General features: G+C 62.3%; 19 protein-coding genes and 1 pseudogene. 6 read left to right on the top strand and 14 right to left on the bottom strand.

Annotated elements, in window-relative coordinates; genetic code table 11:
- Positions 1 to 3: 3 nt before the first annotated feature.
- Genes NKH41_RS26435 through NKH41_RS26415 form a run of 5 tightly spaced genes read right to left on the bottom strand, consistent with a single transcriptional unit; the run spans position 4 to position 6,567 of the window.
- Positions 4 to 1,497, bottom strand: a complete 1,494-nt coding sequence (locus NKH41_RS26435; protein WP_084641467.1) for a ribulose-bisphosphate carboxylase large subunit — start codon at positions 1,495 to 1,497, stop codon at positions 4 to 6.
- 21 nt (positions 1,498 to 1,518) lie between these two features.
- Positions 1,519 to 2,598 carry a class II fructose-bisphosphate aldolase gene (gene fba / locus NKH41_RS26430; RefSeq protein ID WP_352507750.1) on the bottom strand — a complete coding sequence of 360 codons (1,080 nt, stop codon included), beginning with the start codon at positions 2,596 to 2,598 and terminating at the stop codon, positions 1,519 to 1,521.
- A 12-nt stretch (positions 2,599 to 2,610) separates the two neighbouring features.
- The gene (gene tkt, locus NKH41_RS26425) at positions 2,611 to 4,632 is read right to left on the bottom strand and encodes a transketolase (RefSeq protein ID WP_352934646.1); all 2,022 of its coding nucleotides are present in this window, start codon (positions 4,630 to 4,632) and stop codon (positions 2,611 to 2,613) included.
- 10 nt (positions 4,633 to 4,642) lie between these two features.
- Complete coding sequence (locus NKH41_RS26420) at positions 4,643 to 5,515, bottom strand: phosphoribulokinase (RefSeq protein ID WP_023678839.1); 873 nt, start codon at positions 5,513 to 5,515, stop codon at positions 4,643 to 4,645.
- Between the two features lie 5 nt (positions 5,516 to 5,520).
- Positions 5,521 to 6,567: a class 1 fructose-bisphosphatase gene (locus NKH41_RS26415; protein WP_352683984.1), complete on the bottom strand. Its 1,047-nt coding sequence runs from the start codon at positions 6,565 to 6,567 to the stop codon at positions 5,521 to 5,523.
- Between the two features lie 123 nt (positions 6,568 to 6,690).
- Here NKH41_RS26415 and NKH41_RS26410 point away from each other — a divergent pair, with 123 nt between their 5' ends.
- The gene (locus NKH41_RS26410) at positions 6,691 to 7,650 is read left to right on the top strand and encodes a LysR family transcriptional regulator (RefSeq protein WP_352541885.1); all 960 of its coding nucleotides are present in this window, start codon (positions 6,691 to 6,693) and stop codon (positions 7,648 to 7,650) included.
- Positions 7,651 to 8,088: 438 nt separating this feature from the next.
- Here NKH41_RS26410 and NKH41_RS26405 read toward each other — a convergent pair whose 3' ends face one another.
- From NKH41_RS26405 to NKH41_RS26390, 4 genes are all read right to left on the bottom strand, one after another.
- Positions 8,089 to 8,703, bottom strand: a complete 615-nt coding sequence (locus tag NKH41_RS26405; protein WP_352795824.1) for a TetR/AcrR family transcriptional regulator — start codon at positions 8,701 to 8,703, stop codon at positions 8,089 to 8,091.
- Between the two features lie 146 nt (positions 8,704 to 8,849).
- Positions 8,850 to 11,960 (bottom strand): efflux RND transporter permease subunit, encoded by a 3,111-nt coding sequence (locus NKH41_RS26400; RefSeq protein ID WP_352934642.1) that lies wholly within the window; start codon positions 11,958 to 11,960, stop codon positions 8,850 to 8,852.
- A 2-nt stretch (positions 11,961 to 11,962) separates the two neighbouring features.
- Entirely contained in the window at positions 11,963 to 13,069 is a 1,107-nt protein-coding gene (locus NKH41_RS26395; protein WP_352934639.1) for an efflux RND transporter periplasmic adaptor subunit, read from the bottom strand.
- Positions 13,070 to 13,161: 92 nt separating this feature from the next.
- On the bottom strand, positions 13,162 to 13,524 hold the full coding sequence (locus NKH41_RS26390) for a hypothetical protein (RefSeq protein WP_352934636.1): 363 nt from the start codon (positions 13,522 to 13,524) through the stop codon (positions 13,162 to 13,164).
- Between the two features lie 79 nt (positions 13,525 to 13,603).
- Between NKH41_RS26390 and NKH41_RS26385 the strand changes: the two are divergent.
- From NKH41_RS26385 to NKH41_RS26365, 5 genes and pseudogenes are all read left to right on the top strand, one after another.
- A pseudogene (locus tag NKH41_RS26385) lies at positions 13,604 to 13,876 on the top strand (TetR/AcrR family transcriptional regulator); the annotation flags it as partial.
- A gap of 259 nt (positions 13,877 to 14,135) precedes the next feature.
- Complete coding sequence (locus NKH41_RS26380; protein WP_352541912.1) at positions 14,136 to 14,714, top strand: TetR/AcrR family transcriptional regulator; 579 nt, start codon at positions 14,136 to 14,138, stop codon at positions 14,712 to 14,714.
- 47 nt (positions 14,715 to 14,761) lie between these two features.
- On the top strand, positions 14,762 to 16,066 hold the full coding sequence (gene fabF, locus NKH41_RS26375; RefSeq protein ID WP_352934633.1) for a beta-ketoacyl-ACP synthase II: 1,305 nt from the start codon (positions 14,762 to 14,764) through the stop codon (positions 16,064 to 16,066).
- A 66-nt stretch (positions 16,067 to 16,132) separates the two neighbouring features.
- Complete coding sequence (locus NKH41_RS26370) at positions 16,133 to 16,948, top strand: oxidoreductase (protein ID WP_352934630.1); 816 nt, start codon at positions 16,133 to 16,135, stop codon at positions 16,946 to 16,948.
- A gap of 269 nt (positions 16,949 to 17,217) precedes the next feature.
- The gene (locus NKH41_RS26365; protein ID WP_352779701.1) at positions 17,218 to 17,418 is read left to right on the top strand and encodes a hypothetical protein; all 201 of its coding nucleotides are present in this window, start codon (positions 17,218 to 17,220) and stop codon (positions 17,416 to 17,418) included.
- A 27-nt stretch (positions 17,419 to 17,445) separates the two neighbouring features.
- Here the strand turns inward: NKH41_RS26365 and NKH41_RS26360 are convergent, their stop codons facing one another.
- The 5 genes from NKH41_RS26360 to NKH41_RS26340 all read right to left on the bottom strand — a co-directional run bounded on the left by NKH41_RS26360 (position 17,446) and on the right by NKH41_RS26340 (position 22,071).
- The gene (locus NKH41_RS26360) at positions 17,446 to 18,075 is read right to left on the bottom strand and encodes a hypothetical protein (RefSeq protein WP_352934627.1); all 630 of its coding nucleotides are present in this window, start codon (positions 18,073 to 18,075) and stop codon (positions 17,446 to 17,448) included.
- A complete protein-coding gene (locus tag NKH41_RS26355) occupies positions 18,075 to 18,935 on the bottom strand; it encodes a lanthanide ABC transporter permease protein PedC (protein ID WP_352503305.1) in 861 nt (286 codons plus the stop codon). The genes NKH41_RS26360 and NKH41_RS26355 overlap by 1 nt, the downstream gene beginning before the upstream one ends.
- An 11-nt stretch (positions 18,936 to 18,946) precedes the next feature.
- The gene (locus NKH41_RS26350) at positions 18,947 to 19,735 is read right to left on the bottom strand and encodes a lanthanide ABC transporter ATP-binding protein PedB/LutE (protein WP_352934624.1); all 789 of its coding nucleotides are present in this window, start codon (positions 19,733 to 19,735) and stop codon (positions 18,947 to 18,949) included.
- A gap of 98 nt (positions 19,736 to 19,833) precedes the next feature.
- On the bottom strand, positions 19,834 to 20,799 hold the full coding sequence (locus tag NKH41_RS26345; protein ID WP_352474598.1) for a YVTN family beta-propeller repeat protein: 966 nt from the start codon (positions 20,797 to 20,799) through the stop codon (positions 19,834 to 19,836).
- Positions 20,800 to 20,820: 21 nt separating this feature from the next.
- Complete coding sequence (locus tag NKH41_RS26340; RefSeq protein ID WP_352934622.1) at positions 20,821 to 22,071, bottom strand: lanthanide ABC transporter ABC transporter substrate-binding protein PedA1; 1,251 nt, start codon at positions 22,069 to 22,071, stop codon at positions 20,821 to 20,823.
- Positions 22,072 to 22,383: the final 312 nt, after the last annotated feature.

Genomic DNA, 22,383 nt, shown 5'->3' with positions numbered 1-22,383 from the left:
CGTCTAGAAGCTCGGCGTTGCGGTTGGCACGAAGTCGGCCGTGTCGGTCGATTCGTAGTTGAAGGTGACGTCCTTCCACGTCTCCAGGGCCGCCTTGAGCGGCGTGCACCATCTGGCCGCCTGTTCGAGGATTTTGGTTCCTTCGCGCAGATAGTCGCGGCCCTCGTTGCGGGCGAGGATCATCGCCTCCAACGCGACGCGATTGGCCGTCGCGCCGGCCTGGATGCCGTCCGGATGGCCGATCGTGCCGCCGCCGAACTGCAGGATGACGTCCTCGCCGAGATAATGGATCAACTGGTGCATCTGGCCGGCATGGATGCCGCCGGAGGCGACGGGCATCACCTTGTTGAGCGAGGCCCAGTCCTGATCGAAGAACAGCCCGGTTTCGAGGTTCTGCGGCGTGCGCTCCTCGCGCAGCGTGTCATAAAACCCCTTGATCATAAGCGGGTCGCCTTCCAGCTTGCCGACCACCGTGCCGGCATGGATGTGATCGACGCCGGCCATCCGCATCCATTTGCAGATGACGCGAAAATTCATGCCGTGGTTCTTCTGGCGCGAATAGGTCGAGTTGCCGGCCCGGTGGAGGTGCAGGATCATGTCGTTGCGGCGTGCCCACTTGGCCATCGACTGGATCGCCGTGTAGCCAATGACGAGGTCGATCATGACGATGCAGGAGCCAAGCTGTTTTGCAAATTCGGCGCGCTCGTACATGTCCTCCATCGTGCCGGCGGTGACGTTGAGATAATGGCCCTTGACTTCGCCGGTGGCGGCCGACGCCTTGTTCACAGCCTCCATGCAGTAGAGAAAGCGGTCGCGCCAATGCATGAAGGGCTGTGAGTTGATGTTCTCGTCATCCTTGACGAAGTCGAGGCCACCTTTCAGCGCCTCGTAGACGACGCGGCCGTAGTTGCGGCCGGACAGGCCAAGCTTGGGCTTCGTCGTCGCGCCGAGCAGCGGCCGGCCGAACTTGTCGAGCCGCTCGCGTTCCACCACGATGCCGGTCGCCGGGCCCTGGAAGGTCTTGAGGTAAGCCACCGGGATGCGCATGTCCTCGAGCCGCAGGGCCTTGACGGCCTTGAAGCCGAACACGTTGCCGATGATCGATGCAGTCAGGTTGGCGATGGAGCCGGGCTCGAACAGGTCGAGGTCGTAGGCGATATAGGCGAAGTACTGTTGCTCGATCCTGGTGCCTGGACCTGTGTTCGGCACCGGCTCGGATTTGAATGCCTTGGCGCGGTAGAGCTCGCAGGCGGTCAGCCTGTCGGTCCACACCACGGTCCATGTCGCGGTAGAGGATTCGCCGGCGATGGCGGCGGCCGCTTCCTCGTGGTCGACGCCGGGCTGCGGCGTGATCCGAAACATGGCGATCAGGTCGGTCTCCTTGGGCCGGTAGTCCGGCTCCCAGTAGCCCATCTTCTTGTAGGGGATGACGCCCGACCTGTAGCGTTCCTTGCCTTCCTTGAGCGTGCCTGCTGAGGGCATGTCGATCTTGTTCATGGCAGGTCTCCTGTTTGCCGCTCAGGCGGCTTTCGCGGTTGCGATATGGGGGTCGAGCTTTCCTGCGGCGTAACGTTTCGCCATCTCATCCATGGCGATCACCCTGATCTTCGACGCGTGGCCTGCGGTGCCGAAGCGTTCGAAGCGATCGCGGCAAAGGTCGCGCAGGGCGTCCATGGCGGGTTTCAGGAATTTACGCGGATCGAATTCGCGCGGGTCCTCCGTCGCAACGCGGCGGAACTGCCCGGCCATGGCCATTCGGCAATCGGTGTCGATGTTGACCTTGCGCACGCCGTAGCGGATGCCGCGCTCGATTTCCTCGACCGGGACGCCAAAGGTCTGGGGCATCTCGCCGCCATAGTTGTTGATGATGTCCTGCAGTTCCTGCGGCACGGAGGAAGACCCGTGCATGACCAGATGCGTGTTGGGCAGCTTTTCGTGAATCGCCTCGATCACCTGCATGGCCAGGATGCCGCCGTCGGGCTTGCGGCTGAATTTATAGGCGCCGTGCGAGGTACCGCAGGCGATCGCCAGCGCGTCGACCCGGGTGGCGGTCACGAAGTCGACCGCCTGATCGGGATCGGTCAAAAGCTGGTCATGGGAAAGCGCACCTTCGGCGCCGTGCCCGTCCTCGGCCTCGCCCTGGCCGGTCTCCAGCGAGCCGAGCACGCCGAGCTCGCCTTCGACCGAAGCGCCGACCCAATGCGCCATGCGTGCGACACGTTCGGTGATGGCGACGTTGTAATCGTAGCTCGCCGGTGTCTTGGCATCCGCCATCAGCGATCCGTCCATCATCACCGAGGTGAAGCCGTGGCGGATCGCCGACAGGCAGGTGGCTTCGTTGTTGCCGTGATCCTGATGGATGCAGAGCGGAATGGCCGGATGGATTTCGGTCAACGCCTCCATCATCTTGGCCAGCATGATGTCATTGGCATAGGAACGGGCGCCGCGTGAGGCCTGGATGATAACCGGCGCATCGCAGGCCCTGGCGGCCTCCATGATGGCGAGGCCCTGTTCCATGTTGTTGATGTTGAATGCCGGCACCCCGTAGCCGTGCTCGGCGGCATGGTCGAGAAGCTGGCGAAGGGTGATGCGGGCCATTGTCGGTTTCTCCTAGATGATGAGCTTCAGCGCCGCTGCCGCGACGGCTTCGGGCGTGATGTCGAAATGCCGGTAGAGATCCGGGGCAGGGGCGCTGGCGCCGAAACCGGCCATGCCGACGAAAGTGCCGGTGTCGCCGATCCAGCGGTCCCAGCCGAGCCGTGCTGCGGCTTCGATGGCGATGCGGGGCGCCGAGCCGAGGACGGCCTTGCGGGTGCCGGCGTCCTGCTGCTCGAAAAGCTCCCAGCACGGCATCGAGACAACTGCGGCGGCGACCCCGTGCTCGGTCTCCAGCCGTTCGGCGGCGGCAACCGCGATCTCGACCTCCGAGCCGGTGGCGATCAGCGTCAGCGCGCGCTGCCCGGCTGGCTCGCGCAGGATGTAGGCGCCCCGGCTCGACCGGTTCTCGTCGCTGTGTGGCTCGCCGCTAGGTGCTTGGCGCAGCATCGGCAGGTTCTGGCGCGAGAGCACCAGCACGCTCGGCCGCTTCTCGCTTCTCAGCGCCAGTTCCCAGCACTCCGCCGTTTCGATGATGTCGGCCGGGCGGAAGACGTTGAGGTTTGGCGTCGCCCGCAGCATCGCCAGGTGCTCGACCGGCTGGTGGGTCGGGCCGTCCTCGCCGAGACCGATGGAATCATGCGTCATCACATAGATGACACGCTGGCCCATGAGCGCCGAGAGCCGCATCGCGCCGCGCGCGTAGTCGGCGAAGCACAGGAACGTGCCGCCATAAGGCACGAAGCCGCCATGCAGTGCGATGCCGTTCATGGCTGCGGCCATGCCGTGCTCGCGGATTCCATAGTGGATGTAGCGGCCGGCGTAGTCGCCCGGCGCGATGCGGTTCATACCCTTGGTGATCGTCAGGTTCGAATGCGTCAGATCGGCGGAGCCGCCGACGGTCAGTTCGGTTGCGCCATTGATCGCAGCGAGTGCCATTTCCGAGGCTTTTCGCGTTGCAACCTTGGTCGCCTTCCCGACATGCTCCTTGCGGAAAGCGTCGAGTACTTCGAAGACCGCGTCGGGCAGGGCGCCGGCGACCGCGCTCTCGAAGGCCTGCCGCCGTGGTGAGGCGGCAAGCCGCTGCTCCCAGGCGCGGCGTGCCGCTTGACCGCGGCCGGCAATCGCGCGCCAGGCGAAAAGGATATCGTCCGGCACCTCGAACGGCGCGAAGGCCCAGCCGATGTTTTCGCGCGTCGCGGCGATCTCCGCATCGCCCAGCGGCGCGCCATGCGTCTTTTCCGAACCACCCAAATTTGGCGCGCCCTTGCCGATCACCGTGCGGCAGGCGATCAGAGACGGCTGGTCCGATTGCTGCGCCGCTTCGATTGCCGCCGCAACGGCTTCCGTGTCGTGGCCGTTCACCGACTGGACATGCCATCCAGCGGCTTTGAACCGCGCCGGCTGGTCCATCGATGTCGACAGGGAAGTGGGCCCGTCGATCGAGATCGCATTGTCGTCCCAAAAGACGATCAGCCGGGAGAGCTTCAGGTGACCGGCAAGATCGATCGCCTCGTGGCTGATGCCTTCCTGCAGGCAGCCGTCGCCGGCGATTGCGTAGGTGAAATGGTCGACGAGATCGGCGCCGTGGCGGGCCGCCAGCATGCGCTCCGCCAGCGCCATGCCGACAGCGGTCGAAATGCCTTGTCCAAGCGGGCCGGTCGTCGTCTCGATGCCAAGCGCATGGCCATATTCCGGATGCCCGGCGGTGCGGCTGCCCAGCTGGCGAAACCGCTGCAACTCCTCGATCGGCATGTCTTCAAAGCCTAGCAGGTAATGCAGCGCATACTGCAGCATCGAGCCGTGCCCGGCCGACAGCACGAAGCGGTCACGATCGGGCCAGTTGGGGGCCGACGGATCGATGTTGATGAAGCGGCTGAACAGCACCGTCGCGACATCGGCCATGCCCATCGGCATGCCCGGATGACCGGAATTGGCCTTTTGGACGCTGTCCATCGCCAGTGCGCGAATGGCGTTGGCCATGTCGCGCTCCGAGACGGCGGCGACGGGCTTCAGTGCTGCTGCCTGGCTGTTCATGGCGTCCTCCTCACGACACACGGTTCTTGCGTTCGATCAATTGCAGGATGAGCGGCGTCAGGATCAGCTGCATGGCAAGGTCGAGCTTGTTGCCGGGCACCACTATGGAATTCGGCCGCGACATGAACGAGTCGTGGATCATCGAAAGCAGGTAGGGGAAATCGATGCCGCGGGGATTGGCGAAGCGGATAACCAGCATCGATTCGTCGGGCGTCGGAATCCAGCGCGCGATGAATGGATTGGACGTGTCGACGATCGGCACGCGCTGGAAGTTGATGGCGGTCTGCGAAAACTGCGGGACGATGTAGCGGACATAGTCCGGCATACGGCGCAGGATGACGTCCATCACCGCCTCGGTGGAATAGCCGCGCGTTGCGCGGTCGCGATGGATCTTCTGGATCCATTCGAGATTTATGACCGGCACCACGCCGATCTTGAGATCCGCGTGCCTGGCCAGGTTGATCTTGTCGGTGACGACGCAGCCATGCAGGCCCTCATAGAAGAGCAGGTCGCTCGGCGGAAATTCGCGCCATTCGGTGAAATGTCCCGGCGGCGTGCCGTACTGCTTCTCCTCATCCTCATCATGGATGTAGGTGCGGGTCTTTCCGGTTCCCCGTCGGCCATATTCCTCGAATACCTCTTCGAGGATTGCCAGTTCATTGGCCTCGGCATGGAAGTGGGTGAAGTTCGGATTGCCCGCCTTTTCCTCCTCGGCCACCTTCGCCTTCATCGTGGCGCGGTCGTAGCGATGGAAAGCATCGCCTTCGATGAAGGCGGCCCCGATGTTCTCGCGCCGGAAGATCAGTTCGAAGATGCGCTTGACAGAGGTGGTGCCTGCGCCCGACGACCCGGTGATGGTAATGATGGGGTGCTTTGCCGACATGGTCTTCAGGCCCTGAAAAGGCCGCGGCGGCTGAACAGCGGCGCGCGCTCGCCGATGGCGCTCGGCTCGGTGTGGTAGCGGGTGATGCGCGCGACTTCCCGCGCCGATCCGAAAACCATGGGCACGCGCTGGTGCAGGCTCTCGGGTTCGATTTCGAGGATGCGGGTCATCGTATCGGTGGCGGCACCGCCCGCCTGTTCGACGAGATAGGCGATCGGGTTTGCCTCATAGACGAGGCGAAGTCGCCCCTGCCTGTAGCCCTTGCGCTTGTCGCCTGGATACAGGAATACGCCGCCGCGCATCAATATGCGGTAGCAGTCCGCAACCAGAGAGGCGATCCAGCGCATGTTGAAGTCCTTCTCACGTGGGCCTTCGGTGCCTTCAAGGCAGTCATCGATGTAGAGCCGCACCGCCTCGTCCCAGTGCCGGTAGTTGGCGGCGTTGATGGCGAACTCCTGGGTTCGCTGTGGGATGATCCGGCTCTCATAGGCCTGGACGAAGGTGCCGAGCCTGGTCGAGAGAACGAAGACATGGGTGCCGCTGCCGAGCGACAGAACCAGCGCCAGCTGCGGCCCGTAGATGAAGAAACCGGCGCCCAGCTGGTTCACGCCTGCCTGCAAAAACGAGGCGGCCGGATTCCCATCCGGCGCACCAGTTGCAGGGAGAAGCGAGAAGACCGTTCCGATCGACACGTTGGTGTCGATGTTGGAAGAGCCGTCGAGCGGGTCGATGGCGATGGCAAGAGGCGCTTGCCTGTCGAGCAGCACCGGCTGCTCCAGTTCCTCGGAAGCGTAGAGCGCGACCGGAGCGTGGCGCATGGCGTCGAGGAAGATGTCATCGGCGAAGACATCGAGATCCTTCTGGATGTCGCCGTCAGCATTGGCGCCACGGGTTCCCGCAAAGGCGGTGCCGAGCACCCCTTGATTGATGGTGTTGCGGATTGTGGTGGCCGCCTGCGTCAGCTGACGGATGGTCGCTACGACGGCGGAGCGCAGTTCGTCCGGCTCGCCAAGATAGGAGTTCAGAAAAGCGTCGAGTGTTGCCGCTGGCATCGTAACCTCCCGATCCAGCCGCCTCTCCTCGGGTCGGCCGGATTGGGAAAGGAGAACAAACGACGCTGGATAAGTAAAATTCAATAACTTTACTCAGGCAGTAAAAAAATTTTAGTATGCCGTATGAGAAACCTCACGCTCAAGCAGTTCAAGACCGTTCAGGCAATCATCAGCCACGGAAAAATCGTCAGCGCGGCCAAGGTGTTAGGGCTGTCTCCTCCAGCGGTGACGATCCAGTTGCGGCAAGTGGAGGAGGAGTTCCAACTGGCCTTGTTCGACCGGACGTCGGACGGCATGCGTCCCACTGCCGCAGGTCTGGCCTTCGTCGAGACCGCACAGGCCATCGAGGAGCGGCTTCGTCTGCTCCAAGACAAGATGGATGCGATCAAGGGCGTGCGCGCCGGCAGCTTGCGGCTCGGCGTCGTTTCCACGGCCAAATATTTCGCGCCGCGGCTGATGGCCGCCTTCATGAAGGAACATCCAGATATCGACATGCGCCTTGCCATCGGCAACCGCGCCGAGACGATCGACAATCTGAAGAACCACGATATCGATATCGCGCTGATGGGACGCCCGGCCAAGGAAGTCCCGGTGCGTGCTTCGGTCTTCGGCGATCATCCGCTGGTCATCATCGCACCGCCCGACCACCCGCTGGCGTCGGCACGCGACATTTCCAAGGAGCGGATCGCCGAGGAGCATTTCCTCATTCGCGAGCCCGGCTCCGGAACGCGCATCTCACTGGAAATATTCCTGAGCGACGTGCCCGGCCGCATCGACGATCTCGGCGTCGAGATGGACTCGAACGAGACCATCAAGCAGGCGGTGATGGCCGGGCTCGGCATCGCCTTCATCTCTGCCCACACCATCGCTGCCGAAACCGAAGCCGGCCGGCTGGTTATCCTCGACGTTGTCGGCATGCCGATCCGCCGGCAATGGTTTTCGGTGATGCGCAGCGATCACGCGATCTCGCCGGCGATGGCGACCTTCCACGATTTTCTGATGCGCAAGGGCGCGATGTACCTGCCCCTGTTCGGCAAGCTCTATCCGCACGAGGAACCGAACAGTAGAGGTCGCGCGAGTTAGCCTAGTTCAACAAGTTTCGGTCGTAGTGGGGACGTGGCGTGCAAATACAGGAGAACGGCGGTGGCGCTGAGCGGCAGCTTCGACTCGACTAACCCCTAAGGCTCGAATCATTTAGGATGGAAGTCCGAATGGAGCGACGCAACCGCTTGTCCGTATGGCTTAGCTGCGCCATGAGCGGTCGCTAAAGCGATCAAGGCCGAGCGGCCGGAGTCGACCCCTAAGCCGACCGTCGGAAGGCGGGCTGCAAGGTCCGCATCCGGCTGGTCAGCGGGCATCGCCCGAAATGGCTGCCTTTGGAGAGCTGTCTCGGACGAGGGACGGCTTTGCACCTCTTCCGGCACATGGTTCGGCAACTGTTGCTGTTCGTGTGTCAAGTTCCTCCGTCGAGTCCTCGTGGATGTCGTCAGCGGCGGCTTGATCCTGCATACGGCAGGCTGGTCAATCCGACTTGCCGAGAGCTTTCAGGATGAATCGGATCTGCTCGCGTAGGCCCGCTTCGGTGTCTTCGCCGTATTGGACGCAGTGCTCGATCAGGATCGGATGGAGGAACGGCGTGAACGCGGTGTGGACGGCACGCGCCGCCGTAGCGGAATCGTCGACATTGAATTCGCCCGATTCGATGCCCTCGCGGATAATGACCCCTAAGGTAGTTACCACGTGCTCGATATGCGCCTTGATGGTCGCCCAGTTCTCCTGCATGGCGGCGACAATCAGGTCGTGCATGCGCCTTTCCTTGACCAGCGTCATCTTCTTGTGATGGTGAACGGCGGTCAGTAGCTGACCCAATTTCTCCCCGGCCGACGCGTTCGTGCGCGCGATTGCGAGGGCGATGTCAGCTACCTCGTTCAAAGCTTTCCCGCAGATGGATTCTTTGATTGCGTCCCTTGAGGGGAAGAAGCGGTAGATGTTTGCCGTGCTCATGCTGAGTTCGGAGGCGATGTCGGCCACCGACGTTTTGTTGTAGCCGATGCGGCGAAAGTGCCCCTCCGCCACCTCCAGGATGCGCGCGCGCACCTCGTCGGGATCAGTTCGCATTCGGAGCGGACGATTCATGGATGTCTCCAGGACTGATGAAACGGATCTGCCGGGCTCGCCCTGGGCGATCATCTGTAAGCGGCAAGATCGTCCGGCTGGCCCTGCATATGTTCAGGCAAAACCGGCGGGCGAGAACTTGAACCGTCTTTTCCGACAACAGTGCCCTATTCGGCAGCCATCGCTGTTTGCAATTCCGGTTCCTCGGTCGAAGCCTCATGGGCCACATCTGCGGTCGGCTTGATCCGGAACCACGCGGCATAGAGAGCGGGAAGGAAGAGCAGGATCAGCACCGTGCCGGCCGCCGTGCCGCCGATCAGCGTATAGGCCATCGATCCCCAGAACACGGAGTGCGTAAGGGGGATGAAAGCCAGCACGGCGGCAAGCGCCGTCAGGATCACCGGCCTCGTGCGTTGCACGGTGGCCTCAATGACGGCGTGATAGTCGTCAAGGCCGGCAGCACGGTTCTCCTTGATTTGTTCGGTCAGGATCAGGGTGTTGCGCATCAGGATGCCGGCCAGCCCTATCAGGCCCAGAATGGCGTTGAACCCGAAGGGCTGGTTGAAGGTGAGCAACATCGGCACGACGCCGACGAGCCCAAGCGGTGCGGTCAGCACGACCATGGCCATCGTCGAGAAGGATCGTACCTGCAGCATGATGACGATCAGCATGGCGGCGATCATGGCCGGGAAGATCTTGCCCAAAGCAGTGTTGGCCTTCTCAGCCTCCTCGATCGATCCCCCCATTTCAATGTTATAGCCGGCCGGAAGGGACGCGATCAGCGGCTGAAGGGCTTTCATGATCTGCTTTGAGACCTCCGGAGGCTGAGTCGCTTCGTTGATATCCGACCGGATCGTGACGACGGGCGTCCGGTCGCGGCGCTTCAGGATCGGCTCTTCAAGACGGATTTCCGAATGACCGATCTGGTCGAGCGGAATCTGGCGGCCGTCCCGGCTCATCAGCGAGAAATCCGCCAGACGCGCCGGATCCAGCCGCTCAGCCCCAGCGCTGCGCGCCACGATGGGGACATTGCGAATGTCCTCGCGGACCTGCGTGACAGGGATGCCGGTGAGGAGGAACTGGAGCTGCTGGCCTACTTCCGCCGGCGAGAGGCCGATGAGGTTCAGTCGATCCTGGTCAGGGATGAAGCGCAGTACGGGCGTGCGGTTGCCCCAGTCGCGGTTGGCCTGCCGCACGTCCGGGACGCTCCGCATGATATCGAGGGCCTTCTCGGAAATGCTATAGAGTTGCGCGGGATCAGGCCCCGTGACCCGGAACTCGACAGGGAACGGCGTATAGGGTCCGAACACAAGCTGCGTGACGCGGACATCGGCTTCCGGCGCGAGCCCCTGCGATACCGCCTCCCGCAGCCGGTGCTTCAGCGCCTCGCGCGCCTCCGCGTCCGGTGTCAGCACGACGATCTTGGCAAAGGCAGGATCAGGCAGTTCCGGCGCCATGGCGAAGAAGAAGCGCGGAGCGCCCTGACCGACGTAGCTCGTCACGATCTTGGCTTCGGACTGGCCGTCCAGCCAGTGCTCCAGCTTCTCCACTGTGGCGGTCGTCGTCTCGATGCTGGTGCCTTCCGGCAGACGAACCTCGACCAGCACTTCGGGGCGATCGGATGTCGGGAAGAACTGCTGTTTCAGGCTGCCCATGCCGACAACCGAAAGTGCGAAGACGATGCCGACGACACCGCAGGTTACGAACTTGTGGCGCACGGCAAAGATGATGAGCCGGCGAAGGCGCCGATAGTTCGGTGTGTCGTATATGGCGTGAACGCCGCCTTCGACCGGTTTGATCGCGGGCAGCATCTTGACGCCAAGGTAGGGCGTGAAAACCACGGCGACGATCCAGGAGACGATGAGAGCGAACCCTACGACCCAGAAGATATTGCCGGCGTACTCGCCGGCCGTCGAGCGTGCGAAGCCCACGGGCAGGAACCCAGCTATCGTCACGAGCGTTCCCGACAGCATCGGCGCCGCGGTATGGCTCCAGGCATAGGCCGCCGCCTTGATGCGATCCATGCCCTCTTCCATCTTCACCACCATCACCTCGATGGCGATGATGGCGTCGTCCACGAGAAGACCGAGCGCCAGGATGAGGGCGCCGAGCGTGATGCGATCGAAGAACCGGCCGGTCTCCAGCATGATGAGGAACACGGCGGCAAGCGTCAGCGGGACGGCGGCCGCCACGACGATGCCGACGCGCCAGCCCATGCTGAGCAGGCTGATCAGCAGCACGACACCGAGCGCCATCGCGAACTTCAACATGAACTCGTCGACCGCCGAGGTGATGTTGACGGCCTGGTCGGACACCTTGTCGAGCGTTATCCCAAGCGGCAATGTTCGTGCGATGGCCGCCGTCCGGTCCTCCAGCGCCTTGCCGAGCGCGCGACCGTCCCAACCCTCCTGCATAACGGCCGCGAGCATGATGGTGGGCTCGCCCTGGCGTCGGATGAGATAGGTGGGAGGGTCCTCGTAGCCGCGGCGGACCTCGGCAACGTCGGAAAGCTTCAGCGTCCGCCCCCCGGCAACGATCGGCGTGTCGGCGATAGCCTGGACACTGTCATAAGCGCCGTTGAGCCTGATGAAGACCTGCGGCCCCTGAGTATCGATCGAGCCCGCCGGTGTGACGGTGTTCTGCCGCTGCAATGCGACGATGATATCCTGTGCCGACACGCCCAGCGTTGCCAGCTTGGCATAGGAGAACTCGACGAATATCTGTTCGGGGCGCTCACCGAGGATGTTGATCTTCTTGACGCCGGGCACGTGCAGGAGGTCCTGTCGAATTGCCTCGGCCTGCCTGGCCAGCTCACGCATCGGCATGCCTCTGGCCTTCAGCGCATAAAGGGCGAAGCTCACATCCGAATATTCGTCGTTGACGAAGGGGCCGTAGACGCCAGGCGGCAGGTTGCGGGCTTCATCCCCCAGCTTCTTGCGGGCCTGGTAAAACTCTTCCTGCACGACGGATGGCGGCGTGCTGTCCTTCAGCGTGACCGTCATATAGGCGTAGCCCGGCCGCGTGGTGGTCTCGACCCGATCGTACCAGGTGAGCTCCTGAAGCCGCTTCTCCAACGGCTCGGCGACAAGGTCCTGCATCTCGCGGGCCGTCGCGCCCGGCCATGCCGTCGTGACCGTCAGGGTCTTAATGGTGAAGTTGGGATCCTCCGCCCGCCCGAGCATAAGGAACGCGTAGGCGCCAGCCGCCACGAGCAGGAGGATGAAGAACAGGGTGACGGCCCGTTCGCGAACGGCGATCGCTGAAAAATTGAGGTTCATCGTCAGTTGCTCCCGCTTTCGGAAGCAGACCTGACGCGAGCGCCCTCCTGCAGAAGATGAGCGCCGAGCGAAACGACCGGATCTCCCATGTTCAGCCCGGAGACCACGGCGCTTTCGCTTGTCACACGAACAAGGCCGACAGGTCGGAAGTGTACGGTCGAGGTGGCGCGATCCAGGGCCCAAACGCCTGTTTTGCCGCCATTATCGAGCACGGCTCCGAGCGGCACCTGGACTTCCGGCTGGCTCGCCTGGCTTGTGATCCGGATAGTCACGGTCGCGCCAAGCGGTGCTGCCGCGGCCTCCCCGTCGAGCACATAGCGGGCCTCATAGGTACGGGTCTGGGGATCGGCGGCATCCGACAACTGCCGCAGATGCGCCGTATGGCGCCCATCGGCTGCATAAACGGCGGCCTCGGCCACAGAGCCGATCGCCGGCCGGATCGTTTCGGGAAGCGCGACCACCGCTTCACGAGGGCCGGCCTGGGCGATCCGAACCACTGTCTGACCGGCGGAGACGACCTGTCCCGGCTCGCCGATGGTTTCGACCACAGTTCCATCCGCGTCCGCCACCAGGACGGAATAGGCCGCTTCGTTTTCCGCGACTTTCGCTTCCGCTTCGGCGGCGGCGAGTTGTGCGGTCGCGGTGTCCAACGCGGCCTTCGCCTGCTCGTAGCGCTGCGGAGTTGCTGCCAATTCCTTCTTGACCAGAACGGCATAGCGCTTTTCGTCCGCGCTCGCCTGAACCAGCACAGCGCGTGCCGCGGCGACCGCATTGCGCTTGGCGGTCAGCGCGAGAGCCAGATCGGTGTCGTCGATCCGTAGAAGCGGTTGGCCCGCCTTGACCCGTTCACCGACGTTCACCAGGCGCTCGATGATCTTGCCGGGTACGCGAAAACCAAGATTGCTCTGCACCCGCGCGGCAATCGTGCCCGTGAAACCGCGTTCGGATCCAGCCACTGGCGCCGCCGTCACCAATCTGACGATCGGCGCTTCCTGCCTCGGATCCGCCACTGCGGTTGCCTGCGTGCGAATGGGCAGCGTGACGAATGCGGCCATCCCTAACCCCGCGGCCAGGACGCTGCCCAGCCCAATGACAAGTCGCTTTTTCATGCCCATCGCCTCATGCCGAAATAGATTGCGTTCATTCTCTATGCTGTGTCCTGCGTCGACCGGCAGCGGCCGGCTGCGACCTGCGCGGCGAGTCAGTCCGGTAGCGCGTCGGCGCGCGGATGCTTGTCGGTCCCAGTCGCGACTGTCACATCCTCGCCGGACCTCGAGAACGCGTAGAGAGAGCCCCGGTAGCCCGGCATGGAGAAGGCAACGGAATCGCGGTCGGCGAGGCCCATGACGACGCGCAGCGGATCGCCTCCGCCCTTGGGCGCGAAGGTGGCGGTGACCTCCAGGAGGTCGCCGTCGATTGGGACGTAATAGACCACCATGTCGAGGCGTCCGTTGTGCAGGCTGCCGGCTTCGATTGGGCGTCCGACGGTAGCTTCCTCGGCAAACGCTGGGGTCGCCAGAAACAGCGCGGTCAGGAGCGAAGCGCTCAGGATCTTGCGGATCATTTCGTTCTCCTTTTTAGATTGCATTCGCCATCTATATAGCAGATAGATTACGAATGCAATCTAAAAAAAGAGATCGACGATGCGTGTGAGTCGCATACAGGCCGCGGAAAACCGCGAAACCGCAATCAACGTGGCAAGCCGCCTTTTGCGGGAGCGTGGCTTTGACGGCATCGGCCTCAAGGATCTGATGAAGGGTGCCGGGCTGACCCAAGGCGCCTTTACAAGCATCGCATCAAAGGAGGACTTGGTGGCACAGGCGTCCAAGCGGGCGATGGAGAGTGCCAACCACCGATGGTCGGCCGCGACCGCGGCAAAATCCGAGGATCCGCTTGGCGCGGTGATCGCGTTCTACCGGGTAGATTCTGACATCTTGATCCGGTGAAACCTTAGTGTTTTTCTGTCCGCTGGTCGGATCCGTGGCGCTGTCGGGAAGACCACCGAGCAGGACGCCCGCCAGCACAACGCGGGTCTCGTTTTCATGCCCATCTCAGTGCGGCCAAGAGCGGAGCGGTCGGGTTTCTGCGGATCATCTCTCATCTTCTCTTGATAGATTGCGTTCGCTCTCTATATAAGATATAGATTACGAACACACGCTAAAAGGGAGATTACCGATGCGCGTAAGTCGCATTCAGGCTGCGGAAAACCGTGAAACCGTTATCAACGTGGCAAGCCGCCTTTTTCGGGAGCGCGGTTTTGACGGCATCGGCCTTAAGGATCTGATGAAGGGTGCCGGGCTGACCCAAGGCGCTTTTTACAAGCAGTTCGCGTCAAAGGAGGACCTGGCGGCGCAGGCGTCCAAACGGGCGATGGAGAGCGCCACCCACCGATGGTCGGCCGCGACTACGGCAAAACCCGAGGATCCGCTTGGCGCGGTGATCGCGTTCTACCTCAGCATGGACCATCGCGAAGAAAGGATGGACGGCTGCCCGATCGTGGCGCTCGGTTCGGATGCCGCCAGACAGGGCGTGGACGTGAGAGCGTCGTTCGAAGCCGGGATCAGGGAATATCTTGAGATGTTTGGTAGTTGGGTTGGCGAGGCCGACGGCGAGCGGCCCGGCGACAAGGCCATGGCCATCCTCTCGACAATGGTCGGTGCGGTGCTCCTTTCGCGCGTCGTCAACGACCCCGACCTCGCGCAGGCATTTCTGGATGCGGCGACAGAACAGGTTCGCGAAGCAGCCGGCGCTTGAACGGCGTGCGCAGCGCTGGCGGCGCACCCAAATTGATAGGAAAATAGATGCGACGGATTGTTGTCACAGGCATGGGAGCGGTCACGCCCCTTGCTGCCGATGTCGAAGCGTCCTGGTCGCGTCTCCTGGCCGGCCGCTCAGGCATCCGGAGGCTTGCGGATGATGTGGTGTGCGACCTGCCGGCGAAGGTCGGCGGGGTGGTGCCTTCCACAGAAGAAGATCCGGACGCTGGTTTCGATCCGGAAGCCATCCTTCCGCCGAAGGACCAGCGCAAGGTAGACCGGTTCATTCTCTTTGCGCTGGCCGCGGCACGAGAAGCGCTCGCCCAAGCAAGATGGGCCCCCGTCTCGGAAGCGGATCGCTTGCGCACGGCCACGATCATCGCCTCGGGCGTCGGCGGGTTCCCGGCCATAACCGAGGCGGTGCGCACGGTCGACCGCCGCGGCGTCCGCCGTCTATCACCTTTTACGGTGCCGTCCTTCCTGGTGAACCTCGCGGCAGGCCACGTCTCGATCCGCTATGGCTTCAAAGGTCCGCTCGGTGCACCCGTGACGGCGTGCGCGGCCGGCATTCAGGCGATCGGCGATGCGGCTCGCCTAATCCGCGCCGACGAGGCCGATATTGCCGTGTGCGGCGGGACTGAAGCATGCATGAATCTTGTCAGCCTCGGTGGGTTTGCCGCGGCACGCTCTCTTTCGACGTCCTTTAATCACCGTCCTGATGAGGCCTCCCGACCGTTCGACAAGTCGCGGGACGGCTTCGTCATGGGCGAAGGAGCCGGCATGCTGGTCATCGAGGAATTGAGCCACGCGCTGGCGCGCGGCGCAAGACCGCTGGCCGAGCTTGTCGGCTACGGCACGACGGCGGATGCTCACCACGTCACCTCCGGTCCAGAGGACGGCGACGGTGCGCGCCGGGCCATGGAGATCGCAATCGCCCAAGCAGGGATTTCGCCACGCGAGGTTCGTCATCTCAATGCCCATGCGACCTCCACGCCGGTGGGCGACCTGGGTGAGATCGAAGCGATCAAGAGCGTGTTCGGGCGCGATTTCGCGATAGCTGTCAGTGCAACGAAATCGGCGACCGGACACCTGCTCGGAGCCGCCGGCGGGCTCGGAGCAATCTTCGCAATCCTGGCGCTCAGGGATCAGATGGCACCACCGACCCTCAATCTGAGCGCTCCCGATCCGGCCGGCGACGGGATCGACTTCGTCGCAAACCGGGCCCGGCCGATGGCGATGGGCTATGCAATCTCCAATGGCTTCGGCTTCGGAGGCGTTAATGCCAGCGCGCTGTTCCGGCGCTGGACGGATGATCTGGCCGGCGCGAGTGCCGGAGACGCTCATGATTGACGCCTTTCGCTCCGACCTGTCGCGCTTCTCCCACGCCAATCCAAAACGAAGAAAGAAGTGACCTCCATGAACAAGACCAATCTAGGCGTCGCCCTGGTGACGGGGGCATCCAGCGGTATCGGGCACACAACGGCCAAAGCCCTGCAGAACGTGGGCTTTCGCGTGTTCGGAACCAGCCGTCGCGCGGTCGTCGACCGATCCGATGGCGTTACCATGCTGGCCTGTGACGTGACCGATGACACGTCGGTGGCGAAACTTGTCAAGGACGTGCTGGCCGAGACCGGGCGCATCGACCTGCTTGTCAATAATGCCGGCGTTGGCCTGCTTGGTGGCGCGGAGGAGTCCTCGATGGCCCAGGCCAAGTCGTTGTTTGACGTGAACGTCTTTGGCGTTATGCGAGTAACCAAAGCGGTGTTGCCGACAATGCGCCGCCAAGGCAAGGGCAGAATCGTCAATTTGAGCTCGGTGCAGGGGTTCATTCCAGCTCCCTATTTCGCGCTTTATTCGTCGACCAAGCATGCCGTTGAGGGCTACTCCGAATCGCTCGACCACGAACTGCGTCCTTTCGGAATTCGCGTCGTGTTGGTGGAGCCCGCCTATACCCGCACCTCATTTGAAGAAAATCTCGCCAGGCCGGATCAGTTGCTCGATATCTATGACTCTGCGCGCGCCGGCATGAATGCAGCTGTGCGGAAAGCGATGGAAAAAGGCGATGCGCCGGAAGTGGTGGCCAGGACCGTTTTGGCGGCTGCGACCGATCCCGCTCCGAAGGGGCGCTATGCGGCTGGAAAAATGGCGCGCCAGGTCAGTTTCCTGCGCCGTTTCGTCCCCGCATCCGCATTCGACAAAAGCCTGCGAAAGCAACTCGGGCTCCCGGGTTGATGACATCGACGAACACCCGTGAAGATCGGAATCATCGACGCTGGAAACGTCGGCACCACATTGGCGCGGCGCAACCTGGCGCGATTGCTCTGGAGAACGCCCTACGGTCGTTGGCGGTAGATTAGCGCCATGTTATGTTGCGGCGCGAAAGAGCGGGGGCCACGTCCTTTCACACCCGTAAGCGATCTGTATGTGCGACCCCTGCAGACTGGTCGGAATCACGGAAACCTCCCGGGCATGGGGTTCGGGATCGATGGGGACAAGGGGTAATGCTTTACACGCTCATTATGATGGTCTGCCTGACGGATGTGCCGCAGACCTGTGAACAACGCGAACAGATGGTGGACGGCCTGGCGATGAATCCCGGGACCGCCTTCATGCAGGCGCAACCGCTGGTAGCCCAGTGGATCGAGACGCATCCCGGTTATTTCGTTCAGCGCTGGCGCGTGCTGCCCGGCCGTGGATCGTGATATCCGCCGCGAAGATCGAATGAGGTTCTATTTCTTCGCGGCGAGCGTTTCCGAGACGGCCTTGGACAATTGATAAAGCCGCTGCTCGATTATCGTCGGCACTTCACAGACGTAGGTCAGTGATTGGACGCGTTCATTGAAAATTCGCGTTGCGAATGTCAGCTGTTCGGTTCGCCGATCGATCTCTTCGGGATCTGCATCCGGCTTTGCCCGCAATGCATCGACCTCGGACGCTTCCTTGCGCAACGCGGCGGCCATTTCGAGCTGCTTGTGGGCGTAGCGGGAAATACCGGAGATCACCTGCGAACGCTCGGCGTCCAGGTGGTCGAACATGCCTTGCACCATCATCGCCATTTTGGGTGCACGTTGCTCGGCCGGCAAGGAGGCCGCGAAATCCCTGATCTTCTTTTGAGCTTCCGCAATCGGCATCCGGCGAGCCGACACTTCCTCGATCAGGGCGGAGATGGTGGGGTCCTTCGACCAGTCCTTCGCGGCTGAAGGAAGGTCCGGTCCGCTCCAGATCTGGCCGAACGAGAGTTGCGGCACCTTGCGCTGCATGCAGGGCCAGTGCGGATCGGGGTTGGCTGCCATGGCGTTGACGCCTGGCGCAAGCATGGCGACCAGAGCCAGACTGCGAACATGGATCATTCGCGCCATCAGGCATTTCCTCCCGTGTCCTGTTTGCGGGTCATCAGGCCGCGCGAAGGGTCGTAGGCGATGATGGCGGCGGCAAGGAACAGCAGCGTGCAGCCGGCAACGACGCCCAGCGACAGCCAGTCAACCTGGCCGTAGAAGGCGAAGCGGATCAGTTCGACGGCGTAAGTAAATGGATTGGCGAGGCAGATTTTGTAGAGCAGGGGGCTAGCCTCCTGGATACGCCACAAGGGATAGAGTGCCGGAGAAGCGAAATAGCCGGGAAAGATGACGAAGTTCATGATGCCAGCGAAGTTTTCGAGCTGCTTGATCATCGAAGACAGAAGCATGCCGAGCGCGCACAGCATCATGCCTGACAGGAACAGCGCCGGCAGCACGGTGAGATAGCCAAGCGGCGGCGCCTTGACGCCCCAGAACCAGGCAACGATCAGGAACGCATAAACCTGCGCGATCGACACGGCGACACCGGCGAGCATCTTCGAGATCAGTAAAAACCAACGCGGGAAGGGGCTGACCAGCAGGGTGCGCATGTTGCCCATTTCGCGGTCATAGACCATCGACAGCGAAGACTGCATGCCCGAAAACAGCAGAATCATGCCGCACAGGCCCGGCGTGATGTAGACCTCGTAGAGCACGTAGGTCTTGTAGGGCGGGATGATCGATACGCCGAGCACCTGCCGGAATCCGGCGGCAAAAATGAACAGCCAGACGAGCGGCCGAACCAGCGAGGATATAAAGCGCTCGCGCTGATGCAGGAAGCGCAGGCACTCCCGCACGACGATCCCTTTGAGGCAAACGAGGTAGTGGCGGAGCCCAAACTGTTCGAACTTCACCGGCGTGAGGGCGGCGACTTTTGCGGGCATTGCGGGAGCGCTCATGGCGACATCTCCGCGATGCCGCTTGTTTCGATGCGGTTGAGCCTGGAAAAGGCGTCGCGGATCGAACTGGCACCGCTCGTCGCAACGACATCGGCCACCTTACCCTTGGCAACCAGGTCGCCCTGCCGCAGCACGACGACATGGTCGCCGTCTTCGACCTCATCGATCAGATGCGTCGCCCACAGCACACCGATGCCCTCGGTTTCGACGAGTTTGCGGATGGTGGCCAGAATGCCCGCACGCGACTGGATGTCGAGACCGACCGTCGCCTCGTCGAGCAGCAGCAGGGAAGGGCGGTGGAGCAGCGCCCGCGCGATCTCGATGCGCCGCATTTGGCCGCCGGAAAGACTGCGTGCCTTGTCATGCTGACGGCCCTGCATGTTGACTGTCTCGAGCAGCGCGGCAATGCGCTGCCGGGCTTGGTGGCCGCCAATGCCATGCAGCGAGGCGTGGTAGGAGAGGTTCTGGTGGACGCTGAGGTCGAGGTCGAGCGTGCGTGCCTGGAATACGATGCCGACACGCCTGAGCGCTTCGCCCGAAGCGCGGCTGACATCATAGCCGAAGATGCGAATCGATCCGCGGCGGGTGCCGTAAAGATGGCTGATCAGTGAGAACAAAGTTGTCTTGCCGGCCCCATTGAGGCCGAGCAGAACGGTGAAAGTTCCCGGCGCGATCGAGAATGAGACGTCCTGGAGCGCTCGCTTCGGACCATAGGAATGGCTGACGCCGGCAACATCGAGCGCTGCCACCTCCTCTCCAGCTCCGCTTGTCCTCACATGCTGCATGCCGCTGGCTCCTTCGGGGCGCGCTGGTCATCTAGTGCACTTGCAACATCCCCGCGGCAAATATTCATCACGTCGGTCTCCCTGATCATTGCTGCGGTCTAGTGGGGCGATATGGCCACGCCCCAAGGCTGCTGGCCCACCGTAACCGATTGAACCGGCTCGTCCGTCGCCGTGTCGATGAAGGTGATGTCGTTGGAATTGCCGTTGGTGGTGATCAGCGTCTTCTGATCGGGGGTGAAGTCGAGATGCCAGACGCGCTGGCCGACCAGGATGTATTTTTCCACCTCGTAGGTTTCGGTGTTGATGACGGCGACGTGGTTCGCTGGGCCGAGCGCGACATAGGCTTTCTTGCCGTCCGCGCTGATTGCGATGCCGACCGGCTGGATGGTTTCGGGCCGCAGTCCCGCAATCGCGAACTGGATCTTCTTCACCACCTCGCGTTTGAGACTGTCGATGACGCTGACGGTGCCGCCGATTTCGGCACTGACCCAGATCTGGGATCCGTCGGGCTTGAATTGCGCAAAGCGCGGACGCGTGTCGACCAGGACGTTGTCGGTCACCTCATGGCTGCCGGTGTCGATGAAATGCGCCATGCTGGTGGTTTCGGAGGTGTTGACCATGGTTTTGCCATCGGGACTGACGGCCATGCCTTCAGGCTCCACCCCAACGGGAATCTCGGTCATGACCTGCTTGCTCTCGACGTTGATCGCGGTGACGAGATTGTCGTCCTCGTTGGCGACGTAGAGCGTCTTGCCGTCGGGCGAAAGCACGAACAGTTCGGGATCGGGGCCTGATGGCAGCGTGCCAACGATCTGCAGCGTCGCGGTATCGATGATTTCGATCGTATCGTCATCGCTGGCGCACAAATAGATGAACTTGCCGTCATGCGAGATGGTGATACCGCGCGGCCTCTGGCCGACTTCGACGGTCTTCACCACTTGCATCGTCGCCGTGTCGACGACCGTTATCGTATTGTCTTTCTCGTTGGAGACATACACGGTGTAAGCCCACGCCGGATTGGCCATGAAGCCGAGAATGGCGAGTGCGCAAGCTCGTCTCTGCACGAAAATTCCTCCCGATTGGTTCTACTTAAGGACGCATTTCGTTTCCGGCTGATCGACGCCGAGCGTATCGAGCTCGGAGATCTGGTGGAGATAACCCTCCTGTGGCGATGTCGAGACCACGGATTTGGTGTCGCCGAGCAGGATTGGCTGGCGAAGCTGATGGTTCCACTTGCGGAAGGTCAGCTTCTGTCCCTTGAAGGCGGCGACCGAGAAATCGTCCGAGCGGATGTAGTCGCTGATCTTCTTCGGATCGTCGCCATTGGTCCGTGTGCTGGCTTCGCCCACCGCCCGCACCGCCGTCCAGGCCGACATATCCTTGGACAGCATTCGCCGGCCGGTCGTCCTCAGGAAACGGCTTTGCATTTGAATGCCACCCCATTGCTCGCTCGCGGGATGCCAGGACGATGCGACAAGACCGGCCGTGCCAGCGACCAGCCGCGGTGTCCAGGTGCGGTAGGGCACATATGTTCCGAACACCTCGCTCTCATCGGCGACAAGCACCACGTCATGCTCCGGCAGATCCTGCGTGAACACGGCAATCTGCTGCTGTATCTGCGTGGCGCCGGTGTCGGTTCGGCGCGCGGTGCCAGTGTCTTTGAACTCCTTCTCGGCGACGATCTGACCGCCGAAGCGAGCCGCCGCGCGGCGCAACGCGGCCGCATAGAGATGATCCCGCTCATGCGAACCATAGAGCAGCACCCAATTCGGCCATTTCTTTATCACGAGATACTGCGCCAGCGCGTCAGCCAGCATGCTTCGTGTCGGCGCCACATGGAAAATGTTTATGCGGCAGTCTTCCTCGCGCAGGCTGTCGTCTGTGGCACCGACATTGAAGACCAGAACGCCCTTGTCGCGGGCGATGTCGGCGATCGACAGCAATTGCCTGGCCGAGAGGTCAGCGACAACATAGCGGTCACCTTTGGCAATCAGATCGTTGAACGCCTGAACCGCGTCGGCGTCCGGCTTGACCTCGGCTATGTCGAGGCTGAATTTCTGGCTGAGGAACTTTCCTGTCGTGTTGTTATCGCCGATCGCCACATTGGCGCCGGCGACACCTTCGTCGCGTGGCGGCAGGTCCAGCAGGGAAAGCGCCAGTTGCGGCGCGTAGGCCCGCAAATAACCTATTCTGATTTCGGTTATCTTTCTTTCCGGCCTGTCGGCTGCGACCGGTTGCTTGCCCGTCACTTCCTGGGCCATCACGCCTGTAATGTTGGCGGTCTGGAAAAAAAAGCACAAAAAGGCCGCGAGAGTGCCTGGCACCGCGCTCGTCATCGATAAAACTGCCCATTCTTGCACTAAAGTCCGATTGTTCCCGGACCAGCGCGAATTCAAGGTGCCCACAATGAGCTTAGCGGACGCCACAAGATTTATCAAAGCCCCGCAAGTGGACTTACGTGTCTGCTTTAGTCCTATTCCTTTTCGCGGGGATACGGCGATGAATGAGCGTATTGCGGTCTCATCCGCAGCAATGGCGGAATGAGAAACTCTATGGGTCGTCATGGGAGGATTGCCTGATGAAAACGCGCGCCGCTGTCGCCGTTGCCGCCGGAAAGCCGCTGCAGATCATGGAGGTCGACCTCGAAG

Source organism: Mesorhizobium sp. M1169 (assembly GCF_040318345.1).
GTDB lineage: Bacteria > Pseudomonadota > Alphaproteobacteria > Rhizobiales > Rhizobiaceae > Mesorhizobium.
Note: the sequence above shows the minus strand (reverse complement) of the source record. Positions and strands in the feature narration are given on the sequence as shown.

Coding starts and splice junctions, on each gene's coding strand:
- NKH41_RS26340 (WP_352934622.1), bottom strand. CDS start 22,071: ATGACGAGCGCGGTGCCAGGCACTCTCGCGGCCTTTTTGTGCTTTTTT.
- NKH41_RS26395 (WP_352934639.1), bottom strand. CDS start 13,069: ATGAAAAAGCGACTTGTCATTGGGCTGGGCAGCGTCCTGGCCGCGGGG.
- NKH41_RS26400 (WP_352934642.1), bottom strand. CDS start 11,960: ATGAACCTCAATTTTTCAGCGATCGCCGTTCGCGAACGGGCCGTCACC.
- NKH41_RS26355 (WP_352503305.1), bottom strand. CDS start 18,935: ATGCCCGCAAAAGTCGCCGCCCTCACGCCGGTGAAGTTCGAACAGTTT.
- NKH41_RS26435 (WP_084641467.1), bottom strand. CDS start 1,497: ATGAACAAGATCGACATGCCCTCAGCAGGCACGCTCAAGGAAGGCAAG.
- tkt (WP_352934646.1), bottom strand. CDS start 4,632: ATGAACAGCCAGGCAGCAGCACTGAAGCCCGTCGCCGCCGTCTCGGAG.
- NKH41_RS26380 (WP_352541912.1), top strand. CDS start 14,136: ATGCGCGTAAGTCGCATTCAGGCTGCGGAAAACCGTGAAACCGTTATC.
- NKH41_RS26390 (WP_352934636.1), bottom strand. CDS start 13,524: ATGATCCGCAAGATCCTGAGCGCTTCGCTCCTGACCGCGCTGTTTCTG.
- NKH41_RS26420 (WP_023678839.1), bottom strand. CDS start 5,515: ATGTCGGCAAAGCACCCCATCATTACCATCACCGGGTCGTCGGGCGCA.
- NKH41_RS26370 (WP_352934630.1), top strand. CDS start 16,133: ATGAACAAGACCAATCTAGGCGTCGCCCTGGTGACGGGGGCATCCAGC.
- fabF (WP_352934633.1), top strand. CDS start 14,762: ATGCGACGGATTGTTGTCACAGGCATGGGAGCGGTCACGCCCCTTGCT.
- fba (WP_352507750.1), bottom strand. CDS start 2,598: ATGGCCCGCATCACCCTTCGCCAGCTTCTCGACCATGCCGCCGAGCAC.
- NKH41_RS26350 (WP_352934624.1), bottom strand. CDS start 19,735: ATGCAGCATGTGAGGACAAGCGGAGCTGGAGAGGAGGTGGCAGCGCTC.
- NKH41_RS26410 (WP_352541885.1), top strand. CDS start 6,691: ATGAGAAACCTCACGCTCAAGCAGTTCAAGACCGTTCAGGCAATCATC.
- NKH41_RS26415 (WP_352683984.1), bottom strand. CDS start 6,567: ATGCCAGCGGCAACACTCGACGCTTTTCTGAACTCCTATCTTGGCGAG.
- NKH41_RS26360 (WP_352934627.1), bottom strand. CDS start 18,075: ATGGCGCGAATGATCCATGTTCGCAGTCTGGCTCTGGTCGCCATGCTT.
- NKH41_RS26365 (WP_352779701.1), top strand. CDS start 17,218: ATGCTTTACACGCTCATTATGATGGTCTGCCTGACGGATGTGCCGCAG.
- NKH41_RS26405 (WP_352795824.1), bottom strand. CDS start 8,703: ATGAATCGTCCGCTCCGAATGCGAACTGATCCCGACGAGGTGCGCGCG.